At 64.8% G+C, this 22,087-nt stretch carries 20 protein-coding genes; 1 reads left to right on the forward strand and 19 read right to left on the reverse strand.

Annotated elements, in window-relative coordinates; translation table 11 throughout:
- Window position 1: 1 nt before the first annotated feature.
- The 11 genes from ACAM58_RS31395 to ACAM58_RS31445 all read right to left on the reverse strand — a co-directional run bounded on the left by ACAM58_RS31395 (window position 2) and on the right by ACAM58_RS31445 (window position 11,898).
- A complete protein-coding gene (locus tag ACAM58_RS31395; protein WP_307596855.1) occupies window positions 2–1,009 on the reverse strand; it encodes a tripartite tricarboxylate transporter substrate binding protein in 1,008 nt (335 codons plus the stop codon).
- A gap of 119 nt (window positions 1,010–1,128) precedes the next feature.
- Window positions 1,129–2,223 carry a lipid-transfer protein gene (locus ACAM58_RS31400; protein ID WP_307642069.1) on the reverse strand — a complete coding sequence of 365 codons (1,095 nt, stop codon included), beginning with the start codon at window positions 2,221–2,223 and terminating at the stop codon, window positions 1,129–1,131.
- 9 nt (window positions 2,224–2,232) lie between these two features.
- On the reverse strand, window positions 2,233–3,399 hold the full coding sequence (locus ACAM58_RS31405) for an ABC transporter substrate-binding protein (protein ID WP_369664682.1): 1,167 nt from the start codon (window positions 3,397–3,399) through the stop codon (window positions 2,233–2,235).
- Window positions 3,400–3,473: 74 nt separating this feature from the next.
- Entirely contained in the window at window positions 3,474–4,310 is an 837-nt protein-coding gene (locus ACAM58_RS31410) for an SDR family oxidoreductase (RefSeq protein ID WP_307642068.1), read from the reverse strand.
- Window positions 4,311–4,329: 19 nt separating this feature from the next.
- On the reverse strand, window positions 4,330–5,187 hold the full coding sequence (locus tag ACAM58_RS31415) for an SDR family NAD(P)-dependent oxidoreductase (protein WP_369664683.1): 858 nt from the start codon (window positions 5,185–5,187) through the stop codon (window positions 4,330–4,332).
- A gap of 3 nt (window positions 5,188–5,190) precedes the next feature.
- Window positions 5,191–6,390 (reverse strand): cytochrome P450, encoded by a 1,200-nt coding sequence (locus ACAM58_RS31420; RefSeq protein ID WP_307596860.1) that lies wholly within the window; start codon window positions 6,388–6,390, stop codon window positions 5,191–5,193.
- A 29-nt stretch (window positions 6,391–6,419) separates the two neighbouring features.
- Window positions 6,420–7,937 carry an aldehyde dehydrogenase gene (locus ACAM58_RS31425; protein ID WP_307596861.1) on the reverse strand — a complete coding sequence of 506 codons (1,518 nt, stop codon included), beginning with the start codon at window positions 7,935–7,937 and terminating at the stop codon, window positions 6,420–6,422.
- On the reverse strand, window positions 7,934–9,241 hold the full coding sequence (locus ACAM58_RS31430) for an NAD(P)/FAD-dependent oxidoreductase (RefSeq protein WP_307596862.1): 1,308 nt from the start codon (window positions 9,239–9,241) through the stop codon (window positions 7,934–7,936). Before ACAM58_RS31430 ends, ACAM58_RS31425 begins: the two co-directional genes overlap by 4 nt.
- Window positions 9,238–9,561 carry a 2Fe-2S iron-sulfur cluster-binding protein gene (locus tag ACAM58_RS31435; protein ID WP_307596863.1) on the reverse strand — a complete coding sequence of 108 codons (324 nt, stop codon included), beginning with the start codon at window positions 9,559–9,561 and terminating at the stop codon, window positions 9,238–9,240. The genes ACAM58_RS31430 and ACAM58_RS31435 overlap by 4 nt, the downstream gene beginning before the upstream one ends.
- A 161-nt stretch (window positions 9,562–9,722) precedes the next feature.
- Entirely contained in the window at window positions 9,723–10,919 is a 1,197-nt protein-coding gene (locus tag ACAM58_RS31440) for a PrpF domain-containing protein (RefSeq protein ID WP_369664684.1), read from the reverse strand.
- Between the two features lie 7 nt (window positions 10,920–10,926).
- Window positions 10,927–11,898 carry a Bug family tripartite tricarboxylate transporter substrate binding protein gene (locus ACAM58_RS31445; RefSeq protein WP_369664685.1) on the reverse strand — a complete coding sequence of 324 codons (972 nt, stop codon included), beginning with the start codon at window positions 11,896–11,898 and terminating at the stop codon, window positions 10,927–10,929.
- Window positions 11,899–12,028: 130 nt separating this feature from the next.
- On the opposite strand from ACAM58_RS31445, the gene ACAM58_RS31450 reads away from it, so the two are divergent.
- On the forward strand, window positions 12,029–12,967 hold the full coding sequence (locus ACAM58_RS31450; RefSeq protein ID WP_307642064.1) for a LysR family transcriptional regulator: 939 nt from the start codon (window positions 12,029–12,031) through the stop codon (window positions 12,965–12,967).
- Window positions 12,968–12,978: 11 nt separating this feature from the next.
- On the opposite strand, the gene ACAM58_RS31455 is transcribed toward ACAM58_RS31450, so the two are convergent.
- The 8 genes from ACAM58_RS31455 to ACAM58_RS31490 form a co-directional block, all read right to left on the reverse strand.
- Complete coding sequence (locus ACAM58_RS31455) at window positions 12,979–14,115, reverse strand: CaiB/BaiF CoA transferase family protein (RefSeq protein ID WP_369664686.1); 1,137 nt, start codon at window positions 14,113–14,115, stop codon at window positions 12,979–12,981.
- Window positions 14,112–15,218: a CoA transferase gene (locus tag ACAM58_RS31460; RefSeq protein ID WP_307596869.1), complete on the reverse strand. Its 1,107-nt coding sequence runs from the start codon at window positions 15,216–15,218 to the stop codon at window positions 14,112–14,114. Before ACAM58_RS31460 ends, ACAM58_RS31455 begins: the two co-directional genes overlap by 4 nt.
- Entirely contained in the window at window positions 15,215–15,979 is a 765-nt protein-coding gene (locus ACAM58_RS31465; RefSeq protein WP_307596870.1) for an enoyl-CoA hydratase/isomerase family protein, read from the reverse strand. Before ACAM58_RS31465 ends, ACAM58_RS31460 begins: the two co-directional genes overlap by 4 nt.
- Entirely contained in the window at window positions 15,976–16,410 is a 435-nt protein-coding gene (locus tag ACAM58_RS31470; RefSeq protein ID WP_369664687.1) for a Zn-ribbon domain-containing OB-fold protein, read from the reverse strand. Before ACAM58_RS31470 ends, ACAM58_RS31465 begins: the two co-directional genes overlap by 4 nt.
- A 4-nt stretch (window positions 16,411–16,414) precedes the next feature.
- Complete coding sequence (locus ACAM58_RS31475; RefSeq protein ID WP_307596872.1) at window positions 16,415–17,530, reverse strand: thiolase family protein; 1,116 nt, start codon at window positions 17,528–17,530, stop codon at window positions 16,415–16,417.
- Window positions 17,531–17,921: 391 nt separating this feature from the next.
- On the reverse strand, window positions 17,922–19,412 hold the full coding sequence (locus ACAM58_RS31480; protein ID WP_369665088.1) for an NAD-dependent succinate-semialdehyde dehydrogenase: 1,491 nt from the start codon (window positions 19,410–19,412) through the stop codon (window positions 17,922–17,924).
- 77 nt (window positions 19,413–19,489) lie between these two features.
- Window positions 19,490–20,389, reverse strand: coding sequence for a nitronate monooxygenase family protein (locus ACAM58_RS31485; RefSeq protein WP_307596874.1), 900 nt, complete (start codon window positions 20,387–20,389; stop codon window positions 19,490–19,492).
- A 132-nt stretch (window positions 20,390–20,521) separates the two neighbouring features.
- Entirely contained in the window at window positions 20,522–22,072 is a 1,551-nt protein-coding gene (locus ACAM58_RS31490; RefSeq protein ID WP_307596875.1) for a class I adenylate-forming enzyme family protein, read from the reverse strand.
- Window positions 22,073–22,087 lie beyond the last annotated feature (15 nt).

Raw genomic sequence — 22,087 nt, forward strand, 5'->3', positions numbered from 1 at the left:
GTCATTCCAGTGTGATGCCCAGTTCCTGCATGAGCACCTTCTCCCGGGCGAACTCGCGCGCCGCGGATTGCGCGTAGGCTTCGCTGCCGAGGTACTCTGGTATCTGGTCGTTCTGATCCATCGCACGAACGTAGGCTGGATCGTTCATGGCCTTGCGCAGGGCATCGTGCAAGCGGGCAACGATTGCGGGGTCCATGCCGCGCGGGCCAATCAAGCCGATAGGCGAGGTCACGACGATGTCGTAGCCCAATTCCTTCAACGTCGGGACCTGAGGCCAGCGCTTCGGCCGCGTCTCGCCCATGGTGGCCAGGACACGCACCCTGCCCGACTCGAGCACCCCTCCCCAGCCGGCGTCTGAATACACGCCGATATGCCCGCCCAGCAGGTCGTTGGTCACCTCGGCCGTCCCCTTGTAGGGCACGAAGTTCAGGCGCACACCTGCCGCCCGCGCGAGTCGCTCCATGGCGACATGGCCGCTGCTGCCTCGGCCGGTGGCACCGTAGGCGATGGCGCCGGGTCTGGCACGTGCGTCGTCGAGCATGTCCTTCAGCGTCTTCCAGGGAGCATCGTCGCGCACGATGATCCCGAACGAGAACCCGCTCAGACCGATGATGTAGGTGAAATCATGCAGCGGGTCGTAGTTGACCTTGCTGAGGTGCGGCAGGCGCAACAGGGTGCGCACTGCCAGCGCGATCGTGTAGCCATCGGGAGCCGAGCTGCGAGCCATTGCAGCCGGCGCGAGTGTGCCGCCATTGCCCGGCCGATTCACAATGATGATGGGCTGGCCCAGGTCCTTCGAGGCCGCAGCGGCGAGCGCACGCAGCTGTCCATCGGAAACGCCGCCGGCCGGGAACGGCAGGATCAATGTGATCGGGCGCACCGGGAAGGGATCGGCCGCATTTGCCGGCCCGGCAGTCATCAGCGTGCAAACTGATGCGAGGGCAAGAAGCAGTCTGCGGCCAAGCAGTGCCGGAGAGGCGGAAGGCGTCGTGTTGCAATGCTTGGGCATGGTCAGTCCTGTGTAGCGTCTTGAGAGCGCGCGGAGAAAGCGCCGCTGCAATGTAGGCGCGCGTTCGCAATCAAGCGAGGTAAAAACGCTCAAGCCGCATGAGAATTCCTGACATGTCATCACCGCACTTCCGCCCGATACAGCGTGACAACGCAGGTCCCGGTCTCGTGATCGATAGCGTGCTGCAGGGCCGCGCGGGCGCCCTCCACCTGCCGGCAGCGAGCGGCGCCGCGAAGCTGCCACACCAGCTCAGTGCACTGGGCCAGCGCATTGGCTGCGCCGGCGTTTCCAAGACCGAGCAATCCCCCCGAAGGATTGATCACCACGAGTCCGCCGTAGGTGTTCTCGCCTTCGAGAACGAATCGTTCTGCGCCGCCTTTCGACACAAGGTGCAACGACTCGTAGGCAAGCAGTTCGCTCGCCGTGTCGTCGTCATGCAGTTCAACGAGGTCGAGATGCTCCGGGCCGATGCCGGCTTCTGCGTACGCCTTGCGCGCAGCAATCTCGCTGGCGCGCGGTACATCGAGGGAGCCAGCCATCCGCTCGATGGCTTGCGCATCAACCGACACCCGCTTGTCGAGCCGATGACGACGCGCGAAATCCGCGCTGCACAGGATCACGGCCGCCGCGCCCGCACGAGGTACGCTGGATTGCAAGCTCCTCAGCAGATCTGAGAGCGCATCCGAGTCCAGCGTCTCCGACATGCCCGATGTACACCGGTCGTTCACGAGCGGATTGCGTGCAGCATGCTGCCGGGCTTTCACCGCGATGCGTGCGAACGTCTCCCTCCGCGCCCCTTGCAGACCCATGCAGGTGCGTGCGACACGATGTCGGGCCTCGTCGTGCGCCTCACCATTCTTCAAGCAGGTGGCACCCGCATGGACCCCCAGGACAAGTGCGCACTCCACAGAGAAGTTCGCCACCGCCTCGCGGGCCCGGTGCAGCGCGTGGGCGCCGCCGAGATCGTCCGTGCTCACCCGGAATGCCGGAATGCCGGCCATCTCCGCGGCACAAACCGCGCTGGAAGCCCAGTTCGGATCCTGTATGGCCGAAGCCATGAATGCGTGCTGCACCAGATTGCCCTCGAGGGCAGCATCGGCGAGCGCCGCACGTGCCGCCTGTGCACCCAGGACGGCTGCGTTGGTGTCTGGTTGGGGAGCGGTGAAGGGACCCCGCCCCACACCGACCACATTCACGCCGCGGTTCATGGCCATCACAGTCGGTCAGCGCCCGTAGACCTTCCCGAACAGCTCCCAGTAGGTGCCATTGAATCGCATCATCTTCATACGCTCCAGCGGGAAGTAGTCATCGACACCTGTTGTCACGCTGATGCCAGGCAGCAGCATGGGCAGCGTGACGTCGAGGCCGGCGGCCTGCTTCATGATGTTCTCGTGCGTGAGGTTGTCGCCCGCTTGGCGGATCACCTGCACCGTGGCCTGCGCGACGGTGTAGCCCCAGACGACGAGCCAGTCCTTCAGATCGGCGTTGGGGTTGTACTTGCGCGCCCAGGCCACGAAGTCTTCGTATTCCTTGCCCTTCTGCCACTGCGGATCGGAAGCATCCCGAAAGAAGTTCGCACTGATGAGGCCGGCGGCGCTGTCCAGGCCGGCGGGCTGCAGGACGCCGCCGATCGAACTCGACGCATTGATCAGGTAGTGGGTCGGTTTCCATCCCAGTTCCGCCGTCTTGCGGATGGCCTGCGAGGCGAACTTTCCGAAGGAGACGTTCAACAGCGTGTCCGCTCCCGAGGCCTTCAGGGCGATGATCTGGCTGTCGATGGTCGGGTCGGTGAATTCGTAGCTGGCGCGGCCTACGATCATGGACTTGGCCTTGGCACCGAGTCCCTCCTCCAAACCTGCCAGGAACTCCTTTCCCACGTCGTCGTTCTGGTGGAACACGGCGATCTTAGCGGCCGGCTTGTTCTCCAGGAGGTACTGCGCAAAGATGCGGGCCTCGCTGTAGTAGTCGGGCGTGAAGCCCATCGAATAGGGGAAGGCTTTCGGATCGCCCCACTTGCGCGTGCCGGAGGCGACGAACAGCTGCGGCACCTTCTTTGCATTCATGTACTTCTGCACTGCCGCGCTGGTCGGGCTGCCGATCGACGCGACGATCATCAGCGCCTGCTCCTGCTCCACCAGCTTGCGGGTTTGCTCCACCGTCTTGGGCGGGTTGTAGCCATCGTCCAGCGAGACGAAGACAATCTTGCGGCCGTTGATTCCGCCTTCGTCGTTGATCTTGTCGAAGTACGCCTTCATCGCCTTCGGGCCGGAGCTGGCGCTTGAGAGCGCTCCGGAATAAGGGGCGGTGTTGCCGATCTTGATCTCTGTGTCCGATGCGCCGGGGTCGTACTTCTTCTGGGCGAAGACTGTCGTATGGGCGGCCACGGCCATGACCGCGGCCCAGGCCGCGAATCGGGTGATAGTCATCTTGTCTCCTCAGTGGGTTGATTCAGGTCGCGGTTCGGCTAGGCATCCACGTCCGTGGAGAACGCGATCGCCTGCTGCGCCTCGAGCGCCGCGAGGCGTGCCGTCAGCGTCGAATGCAGGGCTTCGTAGGCATCGCTGCCCAGGGCCAGACGACGCGGCGCCTGTGGCTCGTCTGCGCAGGCGATCATGGCCTTCGCGATCTTCTGCGGATCGCCGCGGAAGGCCTGTAAACCGGCGGTGGCCATGCGGCGCCGCATCGCGCCGACGGTCGACTCTTCGTAGGCGGATAGCGGTTGTGCACGCTCGGCGTTCGATCCTGCCCAATCCGTACGCGCGCCGCCTGGCTCCACCAGCGTGGCTTGAATGCCAAAGGGCGCGACCTCGGGAATGAGCGCTTCAATGAAGCCTTCGATGCCCCACTTGCTGGCGTGGTACACCCCGAGGGTGGGGTACGCGACCTGCCCGCCCACGCTGGATACCTGCAGAATGCGGCCGCCGCCATGCGCCCGCAGGTGCGGCAAGACCGCTCGCACCAAGCGCATCGAGCCCAGCAGGTTCACGTCGAGCTGGCGGACCAGCTGCTCGTCGCTGACTTCCTCGGCCGCGCCGAAGAGTCCGTAGCCAGCGTTGCTCACGACCACATCGATGCGGCCAAGATCTGCAACCGCCTCTCCGACGACGCGCACGATATCGGCGTTGTCGGTAATGTCGAGCTCGCTGCGCCAGAGACACTCTCCGAAGCGAGTTGCAAGGTCATCGAGCGAAGCCAGCCTGCGCGTGGTGGCAGCCACCCGGTCACCGCGGGCCAGCAGCTGTTCAACCATCGCGCGCCCGAAGCCGCCGCTGGTTCCAGTAATCAGCCAGGTCTTGTTCATTTGCATGCTCACTCGGGTTTCAGGAATTGCCGTGCATGAAGGGGCAGCGCCCTCCACTTGCCGTTGTTGCCGATTCTTGTTCCGCCTGCTGCGGCAGGCGCTGGACTTCTGCCATCAGCTGGCGGGCATGGGCCATTGCGAACTCCCGGCTGGCGGGATTCGTCGCGATGATCATGTGCCCGGCAGCGAGGCCGTCGAACGCCTTTGCAGCGACCTCCGCGGAGTCCTGCGCATAGGGCTCTATGCGCGCCGCGGCCTCCGCTGAGGCGCCGATCAATGCCGTGACGCGCTCGGTGCGCACCCACCCAGGAGCCAGAAGCGACACCTTGATGCCGAGCGGAGCAAGGTCCCTTGCCGCCGTTTCCGTCAGGCCCAGTGCTGCGAACTTGCTGGCCGTGTAGATGCTCATCGGCCCGACATGTGGCGGCACGCCCAGCGAATGTTCGGACCCGGTGTTCAGGATGAAAGCGGGCCGGCCGACCGCGGCGGCCGCCTGCAGGTGCGGCGTGAACGCATGGATGCCATGAAACAGGCCGAGCACATTGAGATCCAGCACCTGGCGGGCCAGTGAAGGGTCGGTCGCGTGCAGCGGCCCCGGCACGCCCCGGCCGGCGTTGTTGCACAGCACGTTGATGCCGCCGAATCGCTCGACGGCGTGCGCCGCCAGGGCGGCGACGTCCGGGTACTGGGTTATGTCGCAGGGGCGCCATTCGGCCCGGCCGCCCGCGGCGGCAATCGCATCCACTGTGGGTTGGGCGTCCTGCACATCGCCGATGATCACTGCCGCCCCGCGGGCCGCCGCTTCGAGCGCAAGCGCGCGACCGATCCCGGCTGCTCCACCGGTGACGACGACGACGGTATTGTTCAGCGTCTTCATGGCTCAAGCGACTGCCAACGGCAGAGACAGCAGCTGGTTGATCATGGTGTTGCGGCCACGCCTGGGCTCGCCGTCGGGCCGCACGCGAATGCCGCGCCGGTGCATCTCCTCGAACAGGATGCGCAGTTCGAGCTTCGCGAGGGGCGCGCCCAGGCAAGCGTGGCAACCGCCGCCAAAGGCCATGTGGTTGTTCTTCGGACGTGCCGGATTGAAGCGGTGCGGCTCCTCGAAGATTTCGGAGTCGCGGTTGGCCGAGACAAAGTACAGCTGCATCACATCGCCTTCGCGGATCTTCGTGCCGGCAAACTCCAGGTCCCGCGTGGCCACCCGCACCATGTTCATGGCCGGCGTGATGTAGCGGAGGAACTCATCGATCAGTGCATCGGTCGTGCCGGCCGCCACCGCTTCATTGGCCATTTGCGCAATCGCCTCGTCTTCCGCGATCATCCGCATCGCCTGGGCCATCACGGTGTGCGTGGTTTCAAAACCGGCCAGCAGCAGCACGCTCGTGAACGAGCGGTACTCGCCCTCGCTCAACTCTCCGCGCTCGTGTGCCTGCGCAAGCGCTGTGGCCATGTCATCCGCCGGTTCGCGCAGCTTGGCGGCCCGCAATTCCCACATGTAGTCGCGGATCGGGTTGTTGACCGTCCAGAAAGTCTTGCCGCCGTCGGGCACCTGCATTGCGGCAAAGATGTCGAACGTCCACTTCACCACGCGCAATTCCTCGTTGCGGGGAACGCCGATCACCCGGGCCATGACGCGCGAAGGGATCATCGCCGCCACTTCGGGTACGAAGTCGCCGCCGCCCTTGGCTATGTAGGCGTCCAGCGCTTCGGTCACGATCGGTCGAACCCATCCGTCGAAGTTCGCAACCACCCGAGGCCCGAAAGTCTTCGCCACGCCTCGGCGCAACTCGCCGTGCTTGGGCGGATCGTTCCACAAAATGTTCTCTGGATTCTTCCCCGGCAGCGGAAAGTAGGGTCCATGATTGGACGTGAAGGTCGCCGGATCGCTCTCGATCGCGGCGATGTCCTTGGCCCTTGTGACGGCCCAGAAGCCGCCGCTGAGCGTGCCGCGCTCGACCGGCTGCCAATAGAGGCCGGGCATGGCCCGAAGGGCATCGAAAGCTTCGTGCGGCACGCCGCCCACGAAGGTATCCTGGCTGGCCAGGTTGGGGATCTGCGTTGCGGGCACTGCGCTCATGCTTGTCTCCTTTTGCGATGGAAGGCGCCTCAACGGCGGCCGAAAGTCTGGCGATTGCCCAGGTCGACCCAGATCGACTTGGTCTCGGTGTACTCGTCGAGGGCATGGGAGCCGAGTTCACGGCCCAGCCCGCTCTGCTTGAAGCCGCCGAACGGCATCGTGTGATGGACCATGCGGTAGGTGTTGACCCACACCGTTCCGGCGCGCAGACGGCGCGCCATCCGCTGGGCCCGCGAAGAATCGCGCGTCCAGACCGCCGCCGCAAGCCCGAAGTCCACGTCATTGGCAAGGGCCAGCGCTTCCTCCTCGCCCTTGAAGCGGATCACCGCCACAACGGGACCGAACACCTCTTCCTGTGCGAGACGGGAGCTGTTGGCGACGTCGGCGAACACGGTGGGACGAACGAAGAATCCGCGTCGCGTCGCTGGCGCTTCGTCGCGTACGCCGCCAGCCAACAGCCGCGCTCCCTCGGATTTACCGATGTCGATGTACTCCAGCACCTTGCGCAATTGCGCACTGCAGGCCAGAGGGCCGACTTCGGTCGCAGGGTCGAGGGGGTCACCGAGCCGCAGGGACTCGGCGGCGGAGGCGAGACGACGAGTGAACTCGTCATAGATGCCATCCTCCACCAGCAGCCGCGAGCCGCCCATGCAGGTCTGTCCAGTGGCCGCGAAGATGCCCGCCATCGCACCATGCACGGCGTTGTCCACGTCGGCATCGGCAAAGACGATGTTGGGCGACTTCCCGCCAAGTTCGAGCGTTACCCGTCCGATGCGATCCGCAGCAGCCTTCAGCATCGCGCGGCCGCCCTGCGTCGACCCCGTGAAGGCGATCTTGTCCACCCCGGGATGGGCCACGAGCGCGGCGCCGGCCGTCTGCCCATAGCCGGTGACTACGTTCACCACGCCCGCTGGGAAACCGGCCTGCACACAGAGCTCCGCCAGGCGCAAGGTAGAGGTGGGCGTCACCTCGGAGGGCTTGATCACCAGCGTGCAACCGGCACCCAATGCCGGGAACAGCTTCCAGGCGAGCAGCCCCAGCGGCGTGTTCCAAGGGGTCACAGCCGCGACGACGCCCAACGGTTCCCGAACCGTGCTGGTGCTCATGTTGGGAAAACCGGTGTCGACGGTCTCGCCGTGCATGTTTTCCACCAACCCGGCAACATAGCGGGCATGGGCTCCAAGCACGAAGGTGCCGCGGCTCATCTCTCCAAGCAGCTTGCCGTTCTCCTGGATCTGGATCCTCGCGAGCTCGTCGGCGTTCTGTTCGATAAGGTCTCCCAGCCGGCGCAGCAACGCGGCCCGTTGCCCTGGTGGCGTCTGCGGCCAGCCGCCTGTATCGAATGCCCGGCGAGCGGCGCGTACGGCGCGGTCCACGTCTCCCGCTTGTGCCGAGGGGACGCGGCCCCATTCGCGGTCTTCGTAGGGATCGACACAACGGAAGGTCTCACCACTTTGCGCAGCGACCCACTCGCCGTCGATCAGCATCCGGTAGTCGCGATCCGTGCTGGGGTCGAATCGTGTGGGGGCTTGGGAGGGTTCGCTCATACGGATACCTGAATGGAGTTGGAATTGGATGGAACTTGCGATGCCGCACAGATAACGCTGGTCGCCAGATAGTTCAGTGGCACGGAGGTGTCGGCCAGCTTCGACGCAACGCCACTCACGCCACCGCCGACGAGCCTGCGCGCGGCAGCAAAGTCCCGCGGGCTCGACACGACGTCGGCAGCAACCAGAGCGCCCGCCCTGAGGTACCACACACTGAAGCTGCTGTCGGTCTGTGGATCGCCGCGCACCACACGTTCGCAATCCGGCGTGTAGATGCCCACGCTCTGCAGCCGCGCATCGAACTGGTTCGACCAGAACCACGGCGCCGCACGAACAGGTATCGGCTTTCCGGTGAGCGCGGCTGCTGCGATACGCGCCTGCTGCAAGGCGTTGTCTACCGACTCGATTCGGCGCGGCGTCCGGTCCGCGCCACATGGCTGCCGTGCGCAGTCCCCGATGGCCAGGATGCGATGATCGCTGGAGCGGCATGCCGCGTCTACGAGGACGCCCTCTGTCACGGCGAGTCCAGCCCTCTCGGCCAGCTCTGTTCGCGGCTGCTGGCCGATTCCCACCAGCAGGGCGTCGCACGCAACGCGCTCTCCATCCGCAAGCACGACAGCCGTCACATGCCCGCCTGCTCCGAACTCGAACGAGACAACTTGTGCCGCCAGTCGGATGTCGACGCCACGCGATTCATGCAGACGCCGGTAGAAGTCCGACACCGGCTCGGAGGTAACGCGGGCCAGCAAGCGTGGCTGCGCTTCGAGCACAGTGACCTGCAGTCCGAGCTGGCGCGCCGCGGCGGCCGCCTCCAGGCCGATGTAGCCACCGCCCACAATCACCAGCTTGGAACTGGTCCGCAGGGTTTCCTTGAGCGCAGTGGCGTCAGCCAGTGTCTTGAGGTAGTGGACGTTCGATGCACGCTCGATGTCGCAGCCGGCAAGGCGCCGTGGCTGCCCACCGGTTGCAAGGATCACAGCGTCGTAAGGGAGTTCGCGCCCGTCATGCAGGCGGACTCTCCTGTTATCGCGGTCAATGGAGTCAACAGCGCCCGACAGGATTTCGATGCCCTGCTCGACATACACGCTGGCCGGCCGGATCGCCAGGTCGGCCTCGGTCGCTGCGCCGAGAAGGTAGGCCTTGGAGAGTGGCGGCCGTGCATAGGGCACGCCCTCTTCTTCGTGAACGAGCGTGAGCGTGCCGGTATAGCCGCAGGCACGCAGTTCCGTGGCCGCCTCGGCACCTGCCTGGCCGGCTCCGACGATCACGACGGCGCCGTACTCCGGGGCTTGCGCGGCGTTCATTTCTGCGAGCGAGGCACGTGGACGACGAGGCCCTCGAGGGCCGGCGTAAGACGCACCTGGCATGCAAGGCGACTGCACGCCGTGGGCATCTCCGCCGTGCACTCGAGCATCTCTTCCTCATCGGGGGAGCGCGCGGGCACCGCCGCGAGCCATTGCTCGTCCACCATCACGTGGCAGGTGGCGCACGAGAGTTCGCCACCGCAGTCTGCAACGATGCCGGGCAAGCCGTGACGGCGTGCCACCTGCATCACCGATTCGCCGTCGAGCCCTTGTACGGTCTTGCGCTCGCCCGAGGCCTGCACGAAGGTCACCGCAGGCATACGGACCGTCCTGCGCGTTTGGCGGGTTGCTGGAAGTTCATGGATATGTCTCCTGCCGATTCACACATTGAATGGCAGGGATGCTGACGCCCTCGGCCGATAGCGTCCAATAGAAAGATGCGAGGTCTCGGATACGGGTTCGGTATGGCCCGTCCGCAGGCTCAGCGCGCAGCAGAATCCGACAACCAGGGCAGTCGATCCACCGCTGTGTAGACCCGCCCATCTGCAATCCGGCGGGCCGTTCGAACGAACGCCGCACGGCGCACCAGCGGATCGGCTCCCGCTTGGTTTTCTATCGCGGCGGCGACGTCCAGCACTCCGCACGGATGCCCGATTCGTATCGTGCCGCTCGCGTGGGCATCCGCGCTGACAAGGTCGTAAGCCACGCTTCCCTCCAGCATGGAAGCAACGCCCAGGCAGGCGCTTCCCGTCCCAGGATAGGCCTTGTGCACATTGCCGCCCCTCGCGTAGAGACGCGTGCCGATGTCGCACTCGTGCGCCTCATGCTGCTCGCCTGTTGCATGATCGCACCAAGGACGCGGGGCGCTGACGAGCGCCAGCCACGGCGTCGAAGGTGGCTGTCGGGTGGCCGACTCCATATCCTTCGCGACGCCGGCGAGCAGTGCCGCTTCCAGCCGCACCCGCTCGCACAACTGCATCAGTTCGTAGTTCGCCTGCATCGCAAGCGGGTCTTCGGTCCCCGCCAGGCCGAGGTCCCCGGCGCGTACATAGCAGACCAGGTTTGCGAGGTCGACGATGGAGACCTCGATCTCCTTGCCATCGACGATCAGCCGATCCCGGACACGACCCGTCGGAAGCAGTCGCCCTGTCGCGCCTCCCGCCAGTTCCCTGAAGTCCAGCCGCACGGGCGCACCGGTGCCGGGTACGCCATCGATGCGCTGCGAGCCCAGCACACGAGCCTTGCCGTCCTCGCCGACCTCCACGTCGGCGTGGATGATCTGGCCCATGTTGGTGGCGTGAATTCGCACCGAGGTGATGGGTCCGCGGGACGCCACAAGGCCTTCGTCGATGGCGAACGGACCGATGGCCGCGGAGATGTTGCCGCAGTTGATGTCCTGGGTGACGGTCGCCCGCTCGGGGATGACTTGCAGGAATGTGTAATCAACGTCCGCGCCGGGACGTGTGGGAGGGCCCACGATCGCGAACTTGCTCGTCAGCGGGTCCGCGCCCCCGAGTCCGTCGATCTGGCGGCGATCTGGAGACCCCATGACCGCGAGCACCCAGGCGTCCAGGTCCAAATCGCTTCGCATCGGCGGCAGGTCGGAGCGCTTCACGATGGCGGCCTTGCTGGTGCCGCCCCTGTAGTAGGCGTATGCGGTTGCGAACTGTTCCATCATGCCCTCCTCATTCCATGCGCAGCTTGTTCTTGGCGATCAGCCCCTGCCAGCGTCGCCCCTCGCGAGCGAGCCGCTCGGCGTAATCCTGCGGCGTGTGCTGCGACGCGACTTCCACACCGGAGGTTGCCATGCGCGTGCGCAAGGCCTCGTCCGCCCATACCTTGGAAAGCGCAGCGTGGAGTTTCTGGATGACGTCCGGCGCCACGCCACTGGGCACTGCCAGTCCGACGTGCATCTCCGCGTCGAAGGCGGGAAATCCTGCTTCGGCAAACGTGGGTACGTCGGGCAACGCCGCAATGCGCTTCTCGTTGGCAACCGCGAGCACCCGCAGGTCACCGGATCGGATGTGCGGCAGGTAGGTATTGAGTGCGGCAAACGCCACCTCCGTGTCGCGCCGTACGAGCGAGGTTGCCATCGGCGACCCACCAGGATATGGCACGTGCACCATCTGAACATCGTTCTGGGCCATGAACATCTCGGCAGCCAGGTGATAGGCGGTGCCCGCGCCCGCCGACGCGTAGTTCACGGCGCCAGGGCGCGCTTTCAGATAGGCCACGAGTTCACGCACGGTGTGCACCGGCAATTTGGCATTCACGATCAGGCCAAGCGGGAATCTGGCGAGTACGCCGACGGGTGCGAGATCCTTGCGTGGGTCGTAGCTGAGATCCTTGCGCAGCAGGGCCGCCGTGGCCATGTTGAACTCGGTGCTCATGAGCACCGTATATCCGTCTGGCGGTGCGTGCGCAACCAGATTGGCGGCGAGCGTCGAGGCGCCTCCCGGGCGGTTCTCGAGCACCAGGGGCTGGCCCAGGCTTCGCGCCATGATCTCGCCAGCGCTGCGGCCGATGAAATCCGCGATCCCACCCGCGGACGTGGGCACCACGAGCTTGATCGGGCGTGCGGGGTAGGACTGTGCCCGCGCCACACGCGCCAGCACGGAGGCCCCCAGGGCAACGAGAGTTCTGCGTCGATTCATCATGATCTTTGTCTCCATTTCAAATATTCAACGTTATTGGGGAGCGCCGCAAGTTGGACAGGCTCTCCCCAGGTACTCCGCTGCTTAGAATCCAGTACGAACGCGACGAAGTTTCGCGGCGAGGAGACCCGAGGTGGACATCAAGCAGCTGCGCGCATTCCTGGCCATCGCCGATACGGGAAGCATCACTCGTGCCTCCGAAACTCTGCACCTGGTGCAGCCGGCGCTGTCGCGCCAGCTGCGCATGCTCGAGGACGAACTGGGCACCACGCTGTTCGAGCGCACCCCGCGCGGCATGGACCTCACGGACGCCGGCGCGCGCCTGATCGACCGGGCGCGGCGGGCGCTTCGAGAGATCGACGGCGCACGCACGGACATCCTTGCTGCCAATCCGGGCGCGGTGCGCGGCACCGTGGAATTGGGGCTCCTGACAAGTCAGAGCGAAATGATTGCCGCCCCGCTGGTGGCCGCGTTGCGGAGCAGCCATCCGGACCTGCTGCTGCGCATATTCACGAGCTATTCGGACCGGCTGCGCGAGTGGCTGGAATCGGGTGACGTCGGCCTCGCGATGTTGACCGACTACAAGCAGTCGAGCCAGCTGGATATGCAGCCTCTCTTTGCGGAGCAGCTGTGCCTGGTTGGCGGCCCGGCCTTGGAAGACCATGGACGCGAGCCCATGGGTCTGCAGCGCCTGGTGAGTCTGCCCTTGATCCTGCCGACCTTCTACCGGGGGCTGCGCCTGATCCTCGACCACGCGAGCGAGGCCCAGGGCGTCAAGCTCAACGTCATCGCCGAAACGAACGACACGCGGGTGCAGAAGGAGATGTTGCACTTGAACCTCGGCTATGCGGTTCTGCCCATCAACATCGTCGCCGCAGAAGCGGCCAGCGGGCAACTGAAGTTCACGCCGCTGGCCAACGAGGAGCTGCAGCGCCGCACCGGAATTGCCGTGTCGATGATGCGCAGAAATTCCTTGGCGGTTCGCGCTGTTGCCAATGAACTGAACGCGCTCACCCGCACCCTGATCCAAGAAGGCCGCTGGGTAGGTGCGACCTGGATCGGCGAAGACTGACGCGAACGGAATCAGGCGTCCGCGCATTCGATCACGCCATCCTTGCGCAGGGCCGAGATCTCCTGCGGCGTGTAGCCGCCGAGATCCTGCAAGACCTGCGCAGTATCCTGCCCGATCGAGGGCGCGGGTCGCGTCAACTGCATCGGCTCATCCTCGAACTGAAACGGGAAGCCCTTGGCGAGAGAGCCATCAGGCAGGGTCCCGACGGCTTCCCACCAGGAGATGCCCCGCCCCTGGGCGGCTTCGTTCCCGTCCCGCGCGGTCGCAGCGGCAATGCCCAGCGCGGCCAGTGCTTCGACGGCCTCTTCGGCCGTGCGAGTGGCCATCCACCGCGCCAAGCGCTCGTGGACCCGCCCAACCGCTGAATCGGCCACCAGTCCGGCCAGCAACGGAAGCTGCCGCTGCTCCACGGTGACGGCAATCCACGCTTTGTCCCGAGACGCATAGCAATCCTGGAGCGCATAGAGCGGATCCGTATTGCCCCGGGGCTGGCCCGAAGCGCCCTGCACGAACCGCTCACCAAGCAGAAAGCTCGTCAGCTCGCGCTGGGACAGGTCCAGGTGCACTCCCTGGCGGCCCTGGGCTGCATGCCAGGCCGTGACCACCATGCCCGCCGCGAAGATCGCAACGACCTGGTCGGGATAGTTCAGGTCGCGGCCGCTCACCGTCGGCGTTCCGCCCGCGTACCCTGTCTCCGCCGCAAGACCCGACATCGCTTCGAGCGTCGTGCCGAACGATACGCGGTCGGCGTCCGGGCCGAACTCGCCATGGCTGGACAGTGAGGCCAGGATGATGGAAGGCCGCACTCCGCGCAGTTGCGGGTAATCGATGCCTAGCTTGGCCAGCACGCCGCGCCGGAAGTTCTCCACCACCACGTCGGAACGGGCGACCAGACGCATGAACACCGCCCTGCCCTCAGGCCGTTTAATGTCGATACCGATTCCCTGCTTGTTGCGGTTGGTGAACCGGAAGAATGGCGAATCGTCGGCGCCGCCCGGCCCGCTCCAGCGGCGGAACGGATCGTGGTAGCCCGGCGATTCCACCTTGATCACATCGGCCCCGAGGTCGGCGAGCATGGCCGAGGTCGCCGCGCCAGCGGTGATGATGCCCAGGTCCAGGACCCTGCAGCCTGCGAGAGGACCGGTCATGCCAAAGTCTCCTCTTCCTGCATGCCTCGCGCCGGAATTCGCCCCGGCGCGAACAGCTCACCACTCCAGAGAACCGGAAGGCGCGGCAGGGACACGCTGCCTGCATCCGACGCCACGGAGCGCACGAAGCTCCGCGCGCGGTAGTGCGGATCGTCCGCCAGCTCACCGACGCTTTGCACGACGCCCAGAGGCAGCCGGTGTCGCGCGGCGAGCGCGTTCACCTCGCCCCGCGTCAATCTGGCCAGCGAACCTTCGAACAGCGCCGCAAGTTCGGACGCGTGCGAAGCACGGCCCGCGGGGGTGCCGAACCGGGGATCTCGCAGGCGCGGATCACCCAACGTGTCGCGCAGCGTCTCCCACTCGTGGGGTTGGTAGACCACCGCCACCCAGCCGTCCGCACACCGCACCACCGGCCAGCTCATCGCCTGGCCGGACCGCCTGGCAGGCGTCTCGCCAATGGAAACCGTTGCCAGGTTCTTCCAGTTCAGCCAAAGTGCCGTTTCCAGCAGGCTCACCCGAACGACTGGCGGCTGCGGCCCGCGGCGACAGAACGCCGCCACCATGCCGGTATACGCCGCCAGCCCGGCGGAGTAAGCGACCTGGTGGCCGGCAAGGCGCACGGGCTCGCGACATGCATCGCCGACCAGATCCAGCAAGCCACTCTCGGCTTCGACGGTGAACTCGCTGGCCGGCGGTTCGTGTGCATGTTGGCGAGGCAGCATGTCCACCTGGACGATAGCGCGCGGGACACCGGCAGCCAGCTTCTGGCCTAGCGCTTCGGCCGCGGCATTGCGCAGCCAATCGTCCCCGAGCAAGGCATTCGCACCGCCTGCGATTTCTCGCGCCAGTGTCAAGGCCGCGTCGTCCCCGACGCCTGTCACAACGTTCTTGCCTGCAGAAAGGAACGAGTGGAGGGCCGAGGCCTCTTCGATCGCAGCGTTCGTATCCGGCAGCGCGGCCTCGCCGGCAGGTTGCAGGCAGACAACCTGCGCGCCGAGGTCGGCAGCGATTCGCCCCGCGAAAGCCGCAGCGAGCCGCACGCCCCAACTGCTGCGCGGCGAAACGGCCTCGAGCACAACACGGCCTTGGAGCGGCTTCGTCATGCTTTGTCCTTGAACGCTGCGATGCCTTCGGTCTGGGCCGTCGTGCGCGTCCGAATCCCGACGTTGAGGGCCATCGCGTAGTCGAATGCCGGTTCCAGTTCGGTGATTCGCTTCGGGATCATCTCGAGCGCACGCTTGCTCTCGGACAGCGCAATGGCGTCGTGCCGGGCAATACGTTTCGCCAGAGCGTCCGCGGCGCCCTCCAGTTCGGGCAACGGCACACTCTCGTTCACCAGTCCCCACTGGGCGGCCGTGCGGCCATCGATGCGATCAGCCGTCAACACCATCCAGGCCGCGCGCTTCGATGGCAGCATCATCTGCGTAGAAGGCCCTGCCATTGCGGGATACATGCCAAAGCCGAGCTCGGGCATGCCGATCTGCGCTTCGTGTGCGGCAATCGCGAGGTCGCACACGTTGATCAACGACACGCCGCCGCCCAGTGCATAGCCTCCGACGGCCGCGATGAAGACGGCTGGATGACGCCGGATCGCCAGCAACACCTCCACCCACTCGCGCGGAGCCAGCTCCCGTTCGCGCTGGGTGGCAGATGCGACCTCCTTCAGGTCCACGCCGCTGCAAAAGCTGCCGTCCTGCCCCGTGATGACCAAGACTTTGTGTGCGCTGCGAGCCCGTTCGAGGCACTGAAGCAGTCCTTTGCGGGCCGCGCTGTTCATGGCGTTGCGCTGGGCCGGGCGGTTCAGCCGGATCAGTCCGTAGTCGCCACAATCTTCCAGCAGAACTGGTTCTTGCGGCGTGCTCATCGAGCGTCCTCCCCCACCGGCGCGAACACCGGGATCGAAACCTGCTCGTTGGCGTGGCGGAACGTCACGCGAACACGTTGGCCGATGCGGATCTCGTCGTTCGCAATGCCGACCAGGTTGGTGAAGATGAACGGGCCTTCGTCCAGCTGGACCATTGCCACGTTGTACGGCAGCTCGTCAGCGAAGCCGGCATAGTATTTTTGATGGAAGACCACCCACGACGTGACGGTGCCAAGGCCGGAGAGCTCCGCCCATTCCCATTCCTTGGAGAGCGTGCGCGGCGCGACCGGCGAAGGCGGAAACCAGAACTCGCCGGTCGCCTTGTCGCGCTGCATCAGCAGGCGATGCTCGCGGCAGGCATTCCAGAAGGGCCTGCTCCAGACGTCGACGACGGGGAGCGGCTTGCGGTAGGGAGTCGATGTTTCGGTCATGGACTCAGTTCCTGAAGATGATGGAAGTGGCGCAGTTGGTCGCGCAGATGTACTGGAGGGCCTTGCAGTCCGGGATCTGCCGCTCGCCCGCGCTGCCGCGCAGCTGACGTACGGCCTCGGCGATCAATGCCCAGCCCTGCATGTACGACTCCGACAGGTGGCCGCCGCTGGTGTTGGTGGGCCAGCGGCCGCGCCCGAGTTCGAGCATGCCGTCACGCACGAATGCGCCGCCCTCGCCGCGCTCGCAGAAGCCCATGCCCTCGAGCGCGAACAGCACGGTGGGCGTGAAGTTGTCGTAGATCATCAAGCCGCTCAGGTCGTCGCGCGAGATACCCGAACGCGCATGCACCTCCCGGGAAACCTCCTGCAGGGCCGGATGCCACAGGTCCGGGTGGAAGGTGGAGCTGTTGTCGTAGGTGTCGCGGCGGGCATAGCCGCTCACGAACACCGGCTTGCACCGCAGATCGCGGGCCCGCTCGGGCGTGGTCATGATCCAGGCCACGCCACCGTCGTTGATCAGGCAATAGTCATTCAGCCGCAGCGGATCCGCAATGAAGCGCCCCGCCTGGTGCTGCTCCACGGTCAGGGGCTCCCGCATCACGGCGTCCGGGTTCAGTATGGCGTGCTTGCGGAACGCCACCGCCACGTGGGCCAGGTCTTCGGAACGTGAGCCGTACCGGTTCATGTGATGGCGCCACATCATCGCGTGCAGCGCGCCCGGCGAGGTCATCCCCCAGGGAGACCAGGTGGCGTCGCCACCGCCATAGTTCATCCGCTGCGAGCGCCCGTTGTTGCCATACACCAGGGCGACGTAGTTGGCCTCGCCGCAGGCAAGCGCGTTGGCCGCCAGCTCGAGCGAGATCGAGGCGAAGCGGCCATGCACAGGCGTCTGCATGGTGAAGCGCGGATTGAGCCCTGCGACTTCGGCGAAGCGTTCGAACGATGGGATGCGGCTGACGATCAGCCCGTCGATCTGTTCCGGCTTCAGGCCGGCGTCTTCAACGGCACGCTGGAGCGCGTCCGCGCCCAGCCCATAGGCATCCGATTCGGGGAAGGATCCATAGGCCGTCGTTCCTACGCCGACGACACAGGCCCTGTCGCGAAGCGACCATTCTGACATTTGATTCCTCTCAGGTTGAACGCCGGATGGCGTACAAGGGAATCGTGGCTCAGGGCTCTTTCGCAGTCCAATAGAAAGGCTTGAGGAGCCGCATAACCGAACGGAATAGGGCCGCCGGAGATCGACTCGTCAAGACCGGCGGACGTCCATCTCGCCGAATCCAGAGATTGTTTGAACGGCAGACAGCGCCCCCCGTCCGTGGGGTGACTCCAGCTGCCCTTCGGATGCGCCACTGCAAGGCCGCGCGATGCCGACGCGGGGATCATTTCGACATCCTCGGATTGGCATGAGCGGATCCAATGCCGACCGATGTCGACACTCCGTCTCCACGAGCAAGTGTGATCAGCTCGTGCGCATCAAGTCTGGAGAGAATAGCCCCTACGATCGGGCCTCAAGCGATGCCGCCGAAGCAGATGTACTTCGTCTCGACGTACTCTTCGATCCCGTACTTCGAGCCTTCGCGCCCGATGCCGGATTCCTTCACGCCGCCGAATGGAGCAAGTTCGGTGGATATGCCGCCCTCGTTCACGCCCACCATGCCGACCTCCAGGGCCTCGGCAACCCGCCATGCGCGGCCGACGTCCCGGCTGTAGAAGTAGCCCGCCAGGCCGTAAGGCGTGTCATTGGCCTGGGCGATCACCTCGGCCTCATGCTCGAAACGCTGCAAGGGTGCCACGGGCCCGAAGATTTCTTCGTGGCACATGCGCATATCACCGGTGATGCCGGAGAGCACTGTCGGGCGAAAGAAGAGCCCACCGAGTTGATGCACGGTGCCGCCGGTTTCCACCTTGGCACCGCGAGCCAACGCATCGCCCACCAGCACTTGCACCTTCTCGAGGGCGGCTTGGTTGATCAGTGGGCCTTGCTGGATGCCCGGCGCGAGTGGATCGCCGGTCTTCATGCCGGCGACCGCCTCGCTCAGCATATTGCAGAAGCGGTCGAACACGCCGGCTTGCACGAAGATGCGGTTGGCGCTGACGCAGGTCTGCCCCGTGTTGCGGAATTTCACCGCCATCAGGCCCGCCAGTGCGGCGTCCAGATCGGCGTCGTCGAACACGATGAAGGCCGCATTGCCGCCCAGTTCGAGTGACACCTTTTTGACTGTACCTGCGCATTGCGACATGAGCAGCTTGCCCACGCGTGTCGAACCGGTGAAGGACAATTTGCGCACCGCCGGGTGCGTAGTGAAGACCTCGCCTACCGGTGCCGGCTTTGCCGTTGTCACGATGTTGAACACACCCGCCGGTACCCCCGCGCGCAGCGCCAGTTCACCCAACGCCAGCGCCGACAACGGCGTGTCCTCCGCAGGCTTGAGCACCACCGTGCACCCCGCCGCCAGGGCCGGCCCCGCCTTGCGGGTGATCATGGCACTGGGAAAGTTCCAGGGCGTGACCATCGCCGCGACGCCGACCGCCTGCTTCACGACAACGAGGCGGCGGTCACGAACGTGCGGCGGGATGACATCGCCGTACACCCGCTTGGCCTCTTCCGCAAACCACTCGACGAATCCCGCGCCGTAGACCACCTCACCAATGGCCTCAGCCAGAGGCTTGCCCTGCTCGCTGGCCAGGATGAGCCCGAGATCTTCGCGATGCGCCAAGATCAGGTCGTACCAGCGGCGCAGGATCGCGGCCCGCTCCTTGGCCGTGAGGGCTGACCAGGCCGGCAGCGCCTTCTGCGCCGATTCGACGGCAGCCACGGCATCCTGTGCGCCCGAGGCGGCCACGCGCGCCAGCTGGATGCCATTGGCAGGATTGACGACCGGGTGCAGCTCGCCGGAGGCGGCGCTGCGCCAACTGCCGTCGATCAGATTGAGCTGCCGAAGCAGCGTCTTGTCGACCAAGCGGTCGGAGAGGGTTGGCGTCTGGAATTCTTGGGTCATCATGGACGGTGGATTGTCCGCAGGAGCCGCCCGAGGCTCAACGGATAAAAGCTCACGTCGCACCAGACAATCTCACGTCAGTTGCTTCGCTCAGCAAGCAACTCAGTGAAGCAATGTTCCCGGGCCAGGCGGAATTCCTCCGCGATGTCTTCCACCAGAGCCGCCACTGATTGCAGTCGCGCAACTCCGGAAACGCTGTGGCCCGCACTCCAGATGTCCGTCCAGCGCTTGGGTGCACCGTTGCTTTGGCCGCCGCCGAACTGCGCCTTGGCAGCTTCCAATGTCACTTGCTCTTCCAGTTGTGTGAGATCCAGGCCAGCAGCTTCGATCGAAGGACGAAGCATGTTGGCGTCCAGGCCTGTGAAAGCCCGTGTCAAGACCACGTCATCCAGAGTGCTATCGACGAGCATTCGCTTGTACGGCTCAGAGGCCCGGCTTTCTTCGGTGGCGATGAACCTCGTGCCCATGTAGCCTAGGTCGCAGCCAAGCACGCGCGCAGCCCAGAGCGCCCAGCCGTCGGATATTCCCCCCGCGATGACGATAGGGCCATCAAAGAAATCACGGACAGCTCGCACGAAAGCCATCCCGTTGGCCGAGCCGGTCTGTCCCCCCGCACCGGCAGAAAGAAGCACCAAACCATCTGCTCCCGCGCGCAAGGCCTTCTCCGCGTGCGCAATGGACGCAACGTCGGCCAGGACCACACACCCGATGCCGTGAAGAGGCGAGATCACCTGCGCCGGCGAGCCCACACTCGTTATCACCATGCGAGCACCGTGCCGCAGCACGCAGGCCAGATCGTCACGCAATCGAGGATGCCGAATAATGAGATTGGGACAGATCACTCCCTCAAGCTGACCTGTATCCTCTTGATGACGTAGCGACTCGCGCGCCGCGAGCAGCCATTGATCTAGCTCATCCGTGGTGCGTGCATTCGCTGTAGGGAAAGCCCCGATGACGCCGCTGGTGCAGGCGGCCATAACGAGCTCCGGCCCGCTAACCCGAAGCATCGGGGCCGCAATGAGGGGGATCTTCAAGTGAGACCAGGGCCACGATGGGGCCGACCTCGATGATGGAGACATGATTCCTTACCTCGATATGAATGACGCCAACTAAATGGCTCGTTCCCTATCGCGCCAATGGCTAGCCCGCAGTTCTCTCTTGAGAACCTTGCCCACAGCGTTTCGCGGGAGCTCTTCGACAACGAATATGTGCTTCGGTCGCTTGTAACTGGCGAGTCGTCCAGAACACCACTCGAGGAGGACAGCCGGCGTGAATAACACGCCGGACCGAAGCTCGCAGAACGCGGCCACCGATTCCCCGAATTCTTCGTCGGGAACACCGATGACTGCGCAATCGGCAATCGCGGAATGCGTCTTCAGGACGGCCTCGATTTCCGCCGGATAGATGTTTACCCCGCCTGAAATGATCAGATCCTTCGCACGATCACAAATGTAGAGAAATCCATCGTCGTCGAGGTAGCCGATATCCCCCGTAAAAAAATAGCCGTGCGAATCGAGTTGATCGGGACCGAGCGTAGGCCCATGAAGATATGACGTGATGCCGACCGGTGTCTTGATCCAGATCTCTCCATGCTCACCCGCGGGCAGCACTTGCCCCCCGCCGTCTCGAATGGAGATGCTGACGTGGCGAAATGCGCGCCCGCAGGAGTTCATCTTTACGTGTTGGAACTCTGGCGGCAGAGAGGTTGCCAGTCCAACCTCCGATGAACCGTAACCTTCTCGCAGGCACACACCCAGGTTGTCCATGATCCATTGCTTCAAGGCCCCATCGACAGGAGCCGCGCCGACGCCCAATTGCTTGAGGGAGCTCAGGTCGTACTGCTTCACCTCCGCGCCGAGGGCAGCAACCCGCCTGTACATTGTGGGCACGCCAAACCACTGCGTGACTCGCTGGTCCTGGATCAGACGAAGGACTTCTTGAGGTTCGAAGCGCCGCAGGAGGATCAACTTCGCACCCGATTTGAGCGCATCGGAAACCTGCGTCGCACCCGCTGCGTGGTGGAGTGGAACAGTCACGAGGCACACGTCGCCGGGGGCCAGGGATCGGGTCGACCGTACGTCTGCAAGGTACTCCCTGGTTACCTCGCTGTCATCGGGTCGCAGGGCGATACCTTTCGGCTCCCCCGTAGTGCCCGACGTGAAAAGAATAAGCGAAGGTGGCTTGCGCGAAAAAAAGTCCGAGGCCGGTTGGGATTCCGAAACAATGTCGGCGTACGACGCGAATCCCGCCGCGGTACAGTCTATCGAGATGGCACACTTCAGTCCCCCAGGATCGATTTGTGCACCGAGCTGGGTAAGTTCGGGATCGTCACAGATCAGGCCAACGGCCTGACTTTCGCCCATGATTCGCCCCACTTCGTCAGGAGTTAAGCGCCAATTGAGAGCCAGCAATTGACATTCCAGCTTGCCCAGCGCCAGGCAGACTACCGCCCATTCAAGCCGGATGTGACTGCGGACGGCAACAATGTCTCCAGGTCGAACACCATCAGTCCTCAAAGCCGTCGCCAGACGATTGGCCAAGAGATTGAGTTGCGCATAGGACAACTGCCTGTCGGACTCCAGCACGGCCGCTGCGTCAGGTTGCCGCAGGGCCCAATATTCCGGCGTCTCAGGAGCAGGTCGGTTCAGTGGCTCGTTCATTAAAGTTTCCATTTA

Origin of the sequence: Variovorax sp. V116, from assembly GCF_041154435.1 — a bacterium.
In the GTDB taxonomy this organism is placed as follows: domain Bacteria; phylum Pseudomonadota; class Gammaproteobacteria; order Burkholderiales; family Burkholderiaceae_C; genus Variovorax; species Variovorax paradoxus.